At 39.6% G+C, this 13208-nt stretch carries 10 protein-coding genes; 7 read left to right on the plus strand and 3 right to left on the minus strand.

What is annotated here, in order from left to right:
* Window positions 1-69 precede the first annotated feature (69 nt).
* The gene (locus H6G73_RS03335; RefSeq protein WP_190601519.1) at window positions 70-699 is read left to right on the plus strand and encodes a ribonuclease D; all 630 of its coding nucleotides are present in this window, start codon (window positions 70-72) and stop codon (window positions 697-699) included.
* Between the two features lie 77 nt (window positions 700-776).
* Here H6G73_RS03335 and pruA read toward each other — a convergent pair whose 3' ends face one another.
* On the minus strand, window positions 777-3761 hold the full coding sequence (gene pruA / locus H6G73_RS03340) for an L-glutamate gamma-semialdehyde dehydrogenase (RefSeq protein ID WP_190601520.1): 2985 nt from the start codon (window positions 3759-3761) through the stop codon (window positions 777-779).
* A gap of 248 nt (window positions 3762-4009) precedes the next feature.
* Here pruA and H6G73_RS03345 point away from each other — a divergent pair, with 248 nt between their 5' ends.
* A complete protein-coding gene (locus H6G73_RS03345; protein ID WP_190601521.1) occupies window positions 4010-5035 on the plus strand; it encodes a molybdopterin-dependent oxidoreductase in 1026 nt (341 codons plus the stop codon).
* Window positions 5032-6489 carry an adenylate/guanylate cyclase domain-containing protein gene (locus H6G73_RS03350; protein ID WP_190601522.1) on the plus strand — a complete coding sequence of 486 codons (1458 nt, stop codon included), beginning with the start codon at window positions 5032-5034 and terminating at the stop codon, window positions 6487-6489. The genes H6G73_RS03345 and H6G73_RS03350 overlap by 4 nt, the downstream gene beginning before the upstream one ends.
* A gap of 475 nt (window positions 6490-6964) precedes the next feature.
* Here the strand turns inward: H6G73_RS03350 and H6G73_RS03355 are convergent, their stop codons facing one another.
* Together H6G73_RS03355 and H6G73_RS03360 are read right to left on the minus strand one after the other, a co-directional pair.
* Window positions 6965-7765 carry a hypothetical protein gene (locus H6G73_RS03355; protein ID WP_190601523.1) on the minus strand — a complete coding sequence of 267 codons (801 nt, stop codon included), beginning with the start codon at window positions 7763-7765 and terminating at the stop codon, window positions 6965-6967.
* A 37-nt stretch (window positions 7766-7802) separates the two neighbouring features.
* A complete protein-coding gene (locus H6G73_RS03360; protein ID WP_199317587.1) occupies window positions 7803-8873 on the minus strand; it encodes a hypothetical protein in 1071 nt (356 codons plus the stop codon).
* Window positions 8874-9377: 504 nt separating this feature from the next.
* On the opposite strand from H6G73_RS03360, the gene H6G73_RS03365 reads away from it, so the two are divergent.
* From H6G73_RS03365 to H6G73_RS03380, 4 genes are all read left to right on the plus strand, one after another.
* Entirely contained in the window at window positions 9378-9518 is a 141-nt protein-coding gene (locus tag H6G73_RS03365; RefSeq protein ID WP_190601525.1) for a hypothetical protein, read from the plus strand.
* 76 nt (window positions 9519-9594) lie between these two features.
* Window positions 9595-11994 carry a dynamin-like GTPase family protein gene (locus H6G73_RS03370; protein ID WP_190601526.1) on the plus strand — a complete coding sequence of 800 codons (2400 nt, stop codon included), beginning with the start codon at window positions 9595-9597 and terminating at the stop codon, window positions 11992-11994.
* A gap of 403 nt (window positions 11995-12397) precedes the next feature.
* Window positions 12398-12667 (plus strand): hypothetical protein, encoded by a 270-nt coding sequence (locus H6G73_RS03375; RefSeq protein WP_190601527.1) that lies wholly within the window; start codon window positions 12398-12400, stop codon window positions 12665-12667.
* Window positions 12652-13146: a hypothetical protein gene (locus H6G73_RS03380; protein ID WP_190601528.1), complete on the plus strand. Its 495-nt coding sequence runs from the start codon at window positions 12652-12654 to the stop codon at window positions 13144-13146. The genes H6G73_RS03375 and H6G73_RS03380 overlap by 16 nt, the downstream gene beginning before the upstream one ends.
* Window positions 13147-13208 lie beyond the last annotated feature (62 nt).

The following is a 13208-nucleotide window of genomic DNA, read 5'->3' on the forward strand; positions in this document are numbered from 1 at the left end:
GAAGATAATATTCTAGTGTCTGAAAGACGACTGTTCCGATAGACACTATCATTTATCATTCACAGTTCCATGACTTTACAAGACTTTCAGGTTTGCGATCGCGATTTGAGTGCAGATGCCCTCTCCCATTATCTAACAGCCGAAGCGATCGCTGTCGATACAGAGACTATGGGATTATTACCACAGCGCGATCGCCTGTGTCTAGTCCAACTATGTAACCCCGCAGGCCAAGTTACAGCTATCCGTATTGCTAGGGGACAAACTCAAGCACCCAATCTCAAAACACTCCTCGAAGCTAACAACATCCTGAAAGTTTTTCACTTTGCCCGGTTTGATGTGGCCACCTTACGTCATCATTTAGGAATCATTGTTCAACCCATTTTCTGCACTAAGATAGCCAGCAAGTTAGCCCGTACCTACACAAATCGTCATGGACTCAAAGATGTTGTATGGGAATTAGAACAGGTAGAACTAGATAAAAGTGCCCAAAGTTCAGATTGGGGTAACGCTGCCAACTTATCCGAGGCCCAATTGAGTTATGCTGCTAACGATGTGCGTTATCTACTTTCCGTCCAAAAGAAACTGCAAACCATGCTAGAAAGGGAAGAAAGGCTAGAATTAGCCCAAAATTGTTTCCAAGCCTTACCCACCATCGTTTCCTTGGATTTATTGCAGTTTAAAGACTTATTTGAACATTAATTTTCTGGTGTGCAACTTGAAAATAGACAACATAGAAAAAAGGGGAGGAAAAACCCACCCCTACAACAGCAACTGGTTTACTCTGCACCTTCAATAGGTGCAAAACCTTGACGCTGAATATTTTCTGTGATGGTTCTTGGTTCTAAAAATTGCAATAAATAGTCAGGCCCACCAGCTTTGGAACCCACACCAGAAAGTTTAAACCCACCAAAGGGTTGACGGGCGACTATTGCCCCAGTGATATTACGGTTAATGTACAGGTTCCCAACTTCAAACTCATTCTGTGCTTGCTGAATGTGGGAAGGTGTGCGGGAATAAAGCCCACCTGTTAAAGCGTAGTTTGTGCCATTAGCAACAGCCAAAGCTGTCTGAAAATCTGCCACCGGAATTATCGCTAACACTGGGCCAAATATTTCCTGTTGGGCAATAATTGCATTTGCTGGAACATCGGAGAAAATAACAGGGCCAACAAAATACCCTTGTGATGGCGAAGGTAACTCTAAAGCTAGTTTCGCCTCTTGTTTACCTTGTTCAATATACTCGCGGATGCGCCCTTGGGCATTACCATCTATGACTGGGCCTACCTGTGTACTTGGTAACTCAGCTTCCCCCACATTCAAAGATTTAGTTGCTTCCACCAACCTTTGGACAAAGGTTTCATAGATAGGTTGCAACACAATCACTCGTGAACAAGCAGAACATTTTTGGCCACTATAACCAAAGGCTGACTGTACTACCCCGGCAACTGCTTGGTCTAAATCAGCACTTTCATCCACAATAATAGCATTCTTGCCGCCCATCTCCGCAATGACTCGCTTCATATGCCTTTGACCAGGTTTGAGGATAGAAGCTTCTGAGTAAATTCTACATCCCACTTCCTGAGAGCCAGTAAAAGCAATTACATGAGTATCGGCATGATTGACCAAATAGGCACCCACTTGAGAACCCTTGCCAGGCACATATTGAAACACACCCTTGGGTATGCCCGCGGCAACTAAAATTTCCGTCAGTTTAGCAGTAATCACCGAGGAAGTTTCCGCAGGTTTAAGCAAAGTACAATTACCAGCCACCAAAGCTGCCACAGTCATCCCGCAAGCAATAGCCAAGGGGAAATTCCAGGGAGAAATTACCACCACAATGCCTCTAGGCTGGTAAATATAACGATTAGTTTCCCCGGCTAAATCATAAACAACACCTTGGTCTAACCGTTCCATTTCCGCCGCATAATAGCGACAAAAATCGATCGCCTCTGAAACCTCTGCATCTGCTTCCTTAACTGGTTTCCCCACCTCCAAAACTATCCAAGCAGAAAGTTCTGCCCGCCTTTGTTCCATCAAATCAGCAGCTTTTCGCAGTATATCCGCCCGTTGTTTAACAGGAGTGTTTCGCCAACCAGGAAACGCCGCCTTAGCAGCCTCCATCGCCTCCTCAGCTTGGGCCACACTAACTAATCCTACCTTCCCCACCACCTCACTAACCTGAGAAGGATTTACAGAATCAATCACAGTATCCGTCTGTACATACTCCCCATTAATCAAAGGTAAATAAATTCTCCCCAACTGCTGACGCACAGCCCGGAAAGCCTCCTGACAAACCCTTCTCCTCCCCTCCTGTGCAAAATCACTATCCGCTGCCCCAACAAACTTAGCGGACTCCTCTCTGCGCCTCTGCGCCTCTGCGTGAGACAAATCAACAACTGGCGGTGCTATCAATTCCTCAATCGGTTTATTCTCCAAATTTTGCCGTAAAAACGAACTATTCGCCGTATTCTCCAACAACCGCCGAATCAAATAAGCCATACCTGGCAATAACTCACCATAGGGACAATAAACCCGTACCCGATAACCCTGATCAGCTAAAGCCTTCGCCAACTTATCACCCATCCCATAGAGGACTTGCAACTCAAAACTGCGACGAGGGACTTTCAGACTTTGGGCAATGGCAATAGCGCGAGAATGCGATCGCACATTATGACTACCAATGGCAGCATAGACATACTGGTGATTTTCTAACAATAACTGGGTAATGGCTTCAAAATTGGCATCCGTCGCCACCTTATCGTTATACACAGGCTGAGGCCAATGCTTTTGTGCTGCCTTGATAGTTTCCTGATCCCAATAGGCACCCTTAACCAAGCGAATAGTCAGAGGATAACCCCGCTGCTTTAACCAAGCAATCATATCTTTGGCATCTGCTGCACTGTCACGCAGATATGCTTGGAGAGTGATGCCAATATCGGTACGTTGGCGAAATTCCTCTTCCAGTAAAAGTTTTTTGAGAATAGTTAAAGTTATATCCTTATAGGCATATTGTTCCATATCAAAATGGACAGCCGCCCCTAATTCCTTAGCCCGACGTAATAAAATACGAATGCGATCGCTAACTTTTGCCTCACTCCCATCCGCATCTAAAGGGTCAAATTGGGAATAAAAGGCCGTTAATTTCACTGAAACCTGCACCTTGGGTAACATTTCCCCATCAGCTTCATCAATGGCAGGAATGTGAGGCCAATTTTTCGAGGCTGTTACCAACTGCTGCATTAATTCTAAATATCGGTCTAAATAAGACTGGGCCTCAGCTTCCGTAATCACAGCCTCACCCAACAAATCAATGGTGAAAGCCATTTTCTCCTTCCGCAATTTCTCCACAGTCTTAATGACTTGTTGGATATTTTCCCCAGAGATATATTTATGGGCTAGAGTTTCTACCGCAGTCCCTACGGTTGTTGCTGCCACCTGTCCCGGCATGGAATCAGGGGAAGCAAAGTTCAGCATCCCTTTCAACGCTGCGGGTAATTCCACCGACTCATCACCCAAATATTCTTGCAAATGGGCCGCAACTTCTGATTTACTATGTAAAGCAGGTAAAGTATCAATAAACCGAAATAACTGCACCCGCAAACCAGGGTTACTCATCGCCCAAGCCAGCAGCTTATCATCCCAGCGCATTTGGTCGCGTAAAGCAGAGAAAAACGAGCGATTCTCCTGGGTAGCGGCTAAAAGTTGTTTAGCTATTTCTTGAGTCTTAGTTTCGTAAATGCTGTTTTGTACCTGTAATACCATAAATTCTTGATGAGTTTAATTATCAAAAGGCAGATAGCTGACAGAAATTCACCAGTAAATTATTTCCCCCCATTGCCTGACCCCACCCACCATTGTGGCGTGGTTACTGTAAAGTAGCCATGAAGGGAATATTTATGTTGAGTTTATATCTAGAGATTGTTGAATCTTCGTGTCAAACTGGATAACAGCGCTGCGGATACAGTAGCTGAAGCCAGTATGTACACTTTCTCAAAACCTATTTTTTGAATGTGGTGAGATTAAATAACTGGAAAACCTGGGCTGTATTATCCTTAGGGATAACAATTTGCTTAGGAGGTTGCACACAAAAGCCAACAGATGAACAACTGGAAGTATGGCGTAGAGAAGCGAGCGATCGCAACGTCCAAATTATGGCAGATAATGCCAAAAAGCGGCAGCAGAGAGAGTGGAATTTACTTATACAGGGTCAAACAGCAACTGGTAAACCAGCCACAGTTAGTTGGCAGGAATTAGTTGAGTTAGCCACTACCGAGGTTGAGACCAATGATCCCAACCATGTGAGTCAAGTTAGTCAAATGTTCAACTTTCAAGGTATATCTGTGGCCTCCTTACTGAAAAAATTTGGTTATCAGCCAGGGACAACAGAGGTAACCTTTGTCTGTTACGATGCCTATCAAGTCACAGTGAAATTGCAAGATTTACTCACTTATCCAATTATTTTAGCGATCGCCAGGGATGGTAAACCTATTCAACGCGACCAAGGTGGCCCCATTTATTTAGTCTTTCCCCACAGCCAATATCCCCAACTTAAACAAACATACAACGACTCTATGTGGGCATTTTATGTTAGCCACATGGTCATAGGTACAGAAACAGCCCAAGTCAAAGTTGGAAATCGAGAATTTAACTTAGAAGAATTAGACAAATTACCCCAAGTTAAACTTTTGCAACCAGTTGGTTATCGTGCTTGGTGGCCTAGTACACCAATTCCCTTACATGGCGTTCGTATTCGCGACCTGTTAGCCGCAGCTAATTTACAAGTATCTGATGCCGAGAAAATAGTCGTCAAAGGCAAACCACCTATTTACCAAAGCAACCTTAACCCCATTAGTATCAATGCCGCTGATATCCGTGAATGCGACTTGATTTTAGCTACTCGCTGGGGCGAAGATAAACAACCCATCCCTGCCAAAATGGGAGGCCCCGTTACTTTAGCCGTTGGCAAAAACTGTAAGGGCAAAACTCAAGCTATGCCCTGGGTGACCTTTGTAGAAGAGTTGAGTATCCAGCCATGAAATTACTCTTTTACAGTTCTATTCGCACACAAATCATGACTTCTATTACCCTGCTGATAGTGACTTTAATCGGGGCGATAGTCACAGTTTGGGCTAATAGTGAAAGACATCTTTATCGGGAAGAAAAAATTAATGATGCGGAAACAGTATCACAAATTTTAAGCAGTAATTATTCCAATGAACTTTCTGAAGAAAATTGGAGTCAAATCCGTTTAAATCTCGATTTATTATTAAAAGAAAACTCAGAATTCCTCTATGTTTTTATCTCTGATCAACGCCAAGATAATATAATTGCTGCTGCTTCTCCTAATGAATTTCAAAATCAATATATTCCTGATATTGTTAAATTAACAGTTACCAATCGAGCAATTAATGATTCCCAAGAAGTGAGAATATCTGAGACTTTTGTCCTGCGAGATATCTATTTTGCCAATCGTCTACGGGCCAAGCGGGGAGAACCAGTCATCGAAGTTGCTACGGATATTAAATCTCTGTCAGGGAAAAAGTTAGGAATATTAAGAGTTGGTATTTCTTTACAAAAAGTAAATATTGTTGTTAGCAACGCCATTAATAAAGCTATATTAGTGGGTTCTATCGGTTTAATCGCCGGATGGATAGGCGCTTATTTTTTGGCTGGTAGATTGAGTGAACCTGTACAGCGTTTACAATTAAGTGCCGCTAAAATTGCCGGAGGAAATTTAGAACATCGGGCAGATATTCATCTCTATGCTAATGAGTTGGGAGCATTGGCAGCTTCCTTTAATGAAATGTCAGCTGCATTGCAAGTTTCTTTTAGTAAATTGCGAAAAACCTCCGAATCCTTTTCCAGATTTGTTCCCAATAAATTTATTTCTGTGATTGCTCCCCAAGGCATAGAAAATATTTCCGTAGGTGTAGCAGCTGTCCGCACCATGACAATTTTATTTTGTGATATTCGGGGTTATACATCCATGTCAGAAGCCATGGCCCCCATCGAAATATTTACCTTTTTAAACGATTATTTAGCCTGTATGGGCAAGGCCATTGATGAAGCGGGGGGATTTATTGATAAATATATAGGTGATGCGATTATGGCACTGTTTGATGATGAATCTACAGACTGTGCATTGACAGCAGCCATTTTGATGCAGCAAGCCCTAGATAAATTTAATCATAAGCGATCGCACCAAGGACTACCGATAATTATGATTGGCATTGGTATTCATCGTGGTGAAGTTGTTATGGGTACTGTTGGTTTCACTTCCCGCATCGACTCTACTGTCATTGGGGATGCAGTTAATGTTGCTTCTCGCATTGAGGGACTGACTAAACAATATAACTGCAACACTCTTGTGACTGAATCTGTAGTTAACAACTTATCTTACCCTGAATTATATAATCTTCAATTAGTAGATGAATCAGTCAAAGTCAAAGGCAAGGATGAGTCAATCCCTATCTATGAATTGATTACTTGATAAGTGACCAGTAATAGCAATTTGCCAAAAACAACCAACACATTGAGCAAACCCATCCCCAATCCTCCCAGTTTGCGGAGAAGATTCGCTTTCTTCGTGGGTGAGGTCATCATATGTTGCCAACATTTTTAAATTTGGCATCCCAAGGGAACTTTCCAGCAAAAAACCATGTCCTGGTAGAGAGACATGGCTCGCAAACAAATGACCAGATATTTGACAAAGTTAGACCATTTCCGATTCTGAATGCAGATAAGCTTCTTGGTTAGTAGTAGAGCATTTTTGTGGAAAAATCTCTACAAAACTCATTTGCCGCAACTGCACAAAGAATTGGTATGGAAATGAAGAATTCAATCATCAGCAATTAGAAGGTATTGATAAACAGAAGTAATTATCTTGAGCAAATCTTCCTTCTCTATATTCCTGATTTCATAACCATTCTGACTTCTGAATCTTGAATTCTACATAGACAAAAGTTTTATTGAGCTTCTGCTAAGGCATTTCTTAGCTCTTTCAAAGTAGTACCAATTTCTAGAAAGTCTTTGTCTTGAGACAATTTTTGCAAGCTAACAGGGCTGCTTTCAATGATAATCTTGTTGTAAGCAATGATGGCACTATTCAAAGCAGTCAAATTAACATTTGTGACTTCGCTATTTTGAGCAACGATAGTATCTTTGCTTTCTTTGGCTAACCCTTTGACACTAGCTACTAGTCTAACTGGTGCTAATTCAGCTACTGGGACACCTAATTTAGCTGCGGTTCTCACTTCAAAAATATTGCCCAGAGAACTTAATAATTCTCCGACATTTGCGGAATCAAGTTCCAAGTTTTGTTGAAATCTATTTGCTAATTGATTAGCAACTTCATTTCTATTTTGTCCGCCGCCTAAGATGCTGACAACTACGCTGGAACCTTGACCGTTGTCGTTAGATCCGGTGTTGCGTAACCGATTAAAAGCAGCAATCACACGACCTAGAGTTTGAGAAGAAGCAGTGAGAATGTAGCTATTGGTAGCAGCATTAAATTGAATAGTTACGCCAGGTAGTACGGAAATAATTGCGCCATTACCACTACCAACGTTAGGAACATAGTTACTGAAAGCGCCTCTGGGAGTTAAGATTGCTCCAGGTACAAAACTTCCACCTGTAAAGGTAGAACCACCACCACTAACACCTGCCACAGGAGCTTTACCTGCATTTGCTCTCAAAGGTACTGTCATCAGGGAGCCTAAGAGGATACATGCTAAACCAACATTCAGGGCTAATTTTTGCTTACTCATTTTTTTGCCTTCAATTCACGCAGTAAAAACTCAGGTTTTAGAATTGGAAAGTATACCCTGCACTTAGACTGAAGCCAACACCCTGATCTAAATTGTCAGTTACGTCTGTGAAGATAGTATTGACGACGATAGGAAGCTGTTTAAAAGGTGCGAAGGAAGCACCTAAGTTGAGACTGTTCCCTGTCCAGCTACCAATTAAAGAGGCTTGAGGAATGACTCTATATCCGACTCCAGCGAAGACGTTGGCAGAATTTTCTGATGCTTTGAGGGCACCTTTAGACCGGAAGACACCGCTACCAACACCCAGAGATACGGTCAGTTTTTCAAAGGACTTGGTTACTACCCCGTAGATAGTTTCTTTTGAGTCGTCCCCATCTCCCCATTTAATTGGGTTTGACCAACCGACGGCTACCGCTGTACCATCTGGGAGGTATTTATGAATTTTAAAGCCAACATTACCACTGTCAGCAAAGTCTCCTCCATCAAAGCCAACACGTCTATTATTTGGGCCACCGACACTGAGGATGTCTACACTGACTTCAACACCTACAGACTTAACTGGATCTCCCAAACCAAAACCCACAGATAAGGAGCCGTCAACTCTACCTTCATCTAGGGGGAAGTATGCACCACCACCAATGTAGCCTTGTCGCCAACTTGCACCGTAAGCTGTGGGTGTACCAGCACTGGAACCTGGTGCTGCTACTGGTGCAGAAGGTTGGGCAACTTGGATGAGAGGATCAATCAACAACTGTTGACGTAATCTATTTACTTCTCCTAAAGTGTCACCTACAACTCCGGAGGAACCTTGAGCAATTATTTGAGATTTTTGTTGATCAACGACTGGTTCGGTAACTGGGACAACTGCTATGTCTGGAACTAGACTTACATTTTCTGTTGCTGTTTGCTGTTGCTCAGATACCGTGGAATGTTGAGTAGACTGAGCAGAGGTTACTTCAGTATTTGGACTTGCAGAAGCTAACTCTTCTGCCGCAGATGCAGGGTTGATGTTAATTGCTGTAGAAACTACGAGGTAGCTTAACAGTGTTGTGCCTAAAAACTGCACCCAATTGGCTGATAGTTTAGTGGAAAAAATTTCTTTTGTCAAAGCACTACTCCTCACATTTTTGTATCCACTATATAGCTGACAAAATTATACCAAGGCTATTTGGGGTAAACGGCAATAGATTATAATCTATCTTGGCTAAAATAGCCCTCAAAAAATGGCTTTTCCTCATTAAATTTCATATCTTTTCGTCTAATACCGGGAAAATAGACAGCATTTAAAAGTCAAAAATCAGGTTTTCATGGGAATTTCCATTCAAAATTGCATTATTTTGTCAATGATGTTGTTTTAGTTGGAAATTTCCGTAAGTGCATATTTTTTAACAAATATCGGGTTACAGCTATTTGATATGTGTCTGGAGACAAAATGCTTGATTTACTTGGCTTTCAGGTGTAATTGAAGATTTATCTATCTCCATCATCAAGTAGTGATTTAAATATGAATTATGATAATTTTTTGATATTTTTTTTGTAAAGTTGGTTGTTGTTATATAGATATTTAATTAACTAATCAATAATTTTGGGGTAATCATGGTCTAAAGAACGGATGATGATTACACTTATCGATGTAGTGCCAAATCATAGAACCATAGAAACTATTTATATTGATATTTCCTGTTGGACAAATGTTACTGCTGTTTTAGATATGGGTCTGTTTGGGGTTTATGCAATTAATGAAAACCAGTAAATTCTCAGTAATAACACTATGTTTATGTAAAAAATAAGATGATTAAAATATATCTTAATGATATTTGTTATACAGTATGTCAACTTTGTCTATTCAATGCGAGAATTTGCCAGGTCAAGTAGAGTTTATATTACACTTGTTACAGCAAGAATCGGCTTTGCGATCGCATGATCTTACTGCTGTGCAAACTTCCCTGGATAAAGCTGTTGCACCCAAATTTGAAATTGTCTTTGCTGGTGCCTTTAGTGCGGGTAAGTCTATGCTCATCAATGCACTGTTAGAGCGGGAATTACTGTACAGTGCAGAGGGACATGCTACCGGGACAGAGTGTAAAATTGAGTACGCACCTGCTCATCAAGAACGAGTAGTTTTGACGTTTTTGAGTGAAAGAGAAATCTACGAACAAGCCATATCTTTGTGTCAAGGTTTGGGTTTTCAGTCGGTCACAAATATTAATCAACAAGAAGTCATTGACTTGCTTCAACAAGGCTGTGAGGCTATTGTCCAGCAAGAAGGAGGGGAGAATAAGTCAGAACGAGCTAAACAAGCCAAGGCTTTAATGCTGTTATTGACTGGATACGTAGCTAATCGCGATCGCTTGCATCCTGTTCAAAATACTACTTATTCCATGGATGATTTTAATTTTACTAACCTCAAAGAAGCTGCTGGATATGCCCGCAGAGGTAGTAATAGTGCGGTTTTAAAACGCATTGAATATTATTGTCATCATCCATTATTAGAAGATGGTAATGTTTTAATAGATACACCAGGTATTGATGCACCAGTAGAAAGAGATGCACAACTTACCTATGCCAAAATTCAACATCCAGATACATCCGCTGTCGTTTGTGTCCTCAAACCGGCCGCAGCAGGAGATATGACAAAGGAAGAAACCAAATTGTTGGAAACTATGCGGGAAAATTTGGGCATCAGAGACCGATTTTTCTATGTTTTCAATCGTATTGATGAAACTTGGTTTAATCCCCAACTGAGAAAACGTCTGGACGATTTAATTAATCTACAGTTCCAAGACAGTAGTCGAGTTTATAAAACCAGTGGACTGTTAGGATTTTTTGGTAGTCAAATCAAACAAACTAGCTTAGTAGATAGATTTGGTTTAGATTCCATCTTCGTGGAACAGGTGAAAGGTGAAGATGGAACTGAGGAAACACCACAATTTGTTTACGCTTTTAATAATTATTGTGTGAATGCGGGAAAACTACCTAGTCATTTTCGTATATCTCTGAATGGCTATGAAACCCCCAATGAAAATTATGTAAGAATTCTCACAGAACAAGGTACACCACTTATTAACCAACTTATTCATGATAGTGGGATTGAAGAATTTCGCACAGCTATTACTCGCTACTTAACTGAACAAAAGCGTCCAGAATTATTTAAAAACCTGGCTGATGATTTAGAAGATGTTTGTATTAAACTCAAAAATCATTATCAAAATTTACAGCGGGAGTTAGAAAGTCAGCCGCAAGAAATTGAAAGTATGAAAGAGTATGAGTTGCAACGTCTCAATCAGCAACTCCAACAAATTGGCAAGGATTTTAGTCAACATATTCATACAGAAGTTAACAGTTTAATTAATAACGGCTGTGAAGAATTTGAATCAGATTTTCGCCAATTACAAGTGAGAATGATTCGTCGATTAGATGAATTGTTAGATACATTTTCTGTAGCTGATGCTTACCGTCGAGCTACTTTGAGCCATCCTCGTAATGCCACAGCACCTTTACTAGCAATTTTAGTTGAGGCATTTTATTACTTAGCAAATCAGTTGGAGGACATTTTAGTTGAATCAACCCAACAAATAATCAATAAGCTTTTTCAAATATTAATGGATAAGATTCGCAAATCAGAATATTATCGTCAATTGTATCGATTGTTAGGGAAAGATGGAGGAATTGAGGAACAGGTAAAAACCATTGAACAACAGGTTTCTCAAGCCTTGGTAGCTGCTGCTAGTGTAGAGTGCGATCGCTTCGTGCGGGAAAGTCCAAGATTCTACGATGAAGGAACTTTTTCTATTTATCAATTTCGTCAAACATTACAACAAACATCTCAAGGTTACGACGCAGAAAGTATGATTGAAGCTGAACCTGCCATTAGACAATTATTAAAGTTAGATTTTGAACCCAAAGTTTCCCACACAATTCGTAAATCTTTTCGACAAACTATCAACCAAACCCTCAAAAACCATCTGTTACCAATGGCAGAAAAACAAGCTGACTATATATTACAACAATTTCCCTGTGCTCGTGCTTATTTAGAGAACACATTGGAACAGGAAGCAGAGGAAAAAATTGCTTATAATCAGCAGTTATTGAATGCAGTAAAACAAAAAATTGCTAACTATAATGAAGCAGTGCATAAAATTAATGGTTGTTTGCAAGCAATGCAATTATTTGATCATTTGTTACCGTTAATTCATGACCAAGAAGTGATAGTTGTCAAAGAATCATAGTTAACTGTTAGCTGTGAATTTTGGATCAGTTTTGTAAGGTGCGTTTATCAACGCACCACGGATGATATTTGATTAAGTAATCATCTATCATATCCATAAGCTTTGTATATATTAAGTAGAATTACGCGGCTTAATCATAAAATTTGAGAGAATACTCCGTAAAATTAGTTATTTTTGCGGTTGAGTTATGCTTTGCAACACTATAAAAAAGTTATAGGTATTAAATAACATTAAATTGTTAGCCAACCATTCATGATTCATTTTGATTTGAATCATTTTGAACAATCGCGTATTCAAGAAAAACTACATACTATATCTAGCTTAAAAATTATGTAGATAAATAACAAAAAATATGTTAGGGATTTGGGATGATCTTGACGAAATCTAAAATCCACAAGTTCCTATGAAATTACCTAACAACCAATCCAAAAAAGCTACATTTTCTACTCCTGTATTTTTGAAATGGTCTAGCAGCACCTGTGCATTAATTGGTGGTATTTTGTTAGCTTCAAAAATTTCTATCAGTGGATATGGTTTTATATTTCTAGCTATGAGTTCTAGTCAATTACTAGTAGCTAGTATCTTGTTAAAAGATAAAAGTATGATTTTTTACTCTGCATCTGTGTTTATATTTGTTGATTGCTTAGGGGTGTATAGATGGGTATTAAGTTAGGTATAAAACTTCGTCAAAAGTCTGTTGTAGCCATAGATAATTACTCTGAAGATAGAAAATTAAATGATGTTTTGAAAACTTTAAAAGGTGATATTCAAAGTGATATTCCTTTTTTAATTTGGTTATTAGAAAATCCAGATAGTTTTCTAGCTTTACCTGGAAAAATTAGTCTTTATAACCATGATTGTTTACATATTTTATTAAATAAAGGCTTTTCTCTAGAAGATGAAGCTTTTTTAATTGGGTTTTGTATGGGTAATGATATGAATACTAAACCTATTCATTGCTTAATTTTTAAATGTATCTCTCAATATCTTTATCCGCGAAAAAGTCGGTTTAACAAAAACCATTTACAATCTTTTGATTTGGGTTTTGCATATGGACGGGAGGTAAGTTTTAAAAATATTAATAATTTCGATTTTTCTTTATATATTGATTATACTCTCGCAGAAATTAGAGAGTTACTAAATCTTCACTAGTCAATGAATAAAATAAAAAGTAGGTTGGGTTAAGAAACAAATTCATTTGAACTTATTTGTGT

Origin of the sequence: Richelia sinica FACHB-800, from assembly GCF_014698825.1 — a bacterium.
In the GTDB taxonomy this organism is placed as follows: Bacteria; Cyanobacteriota; Cyanobacteriia; order Cyanobacteriales; family Nostocaceae; genus FACHB-800.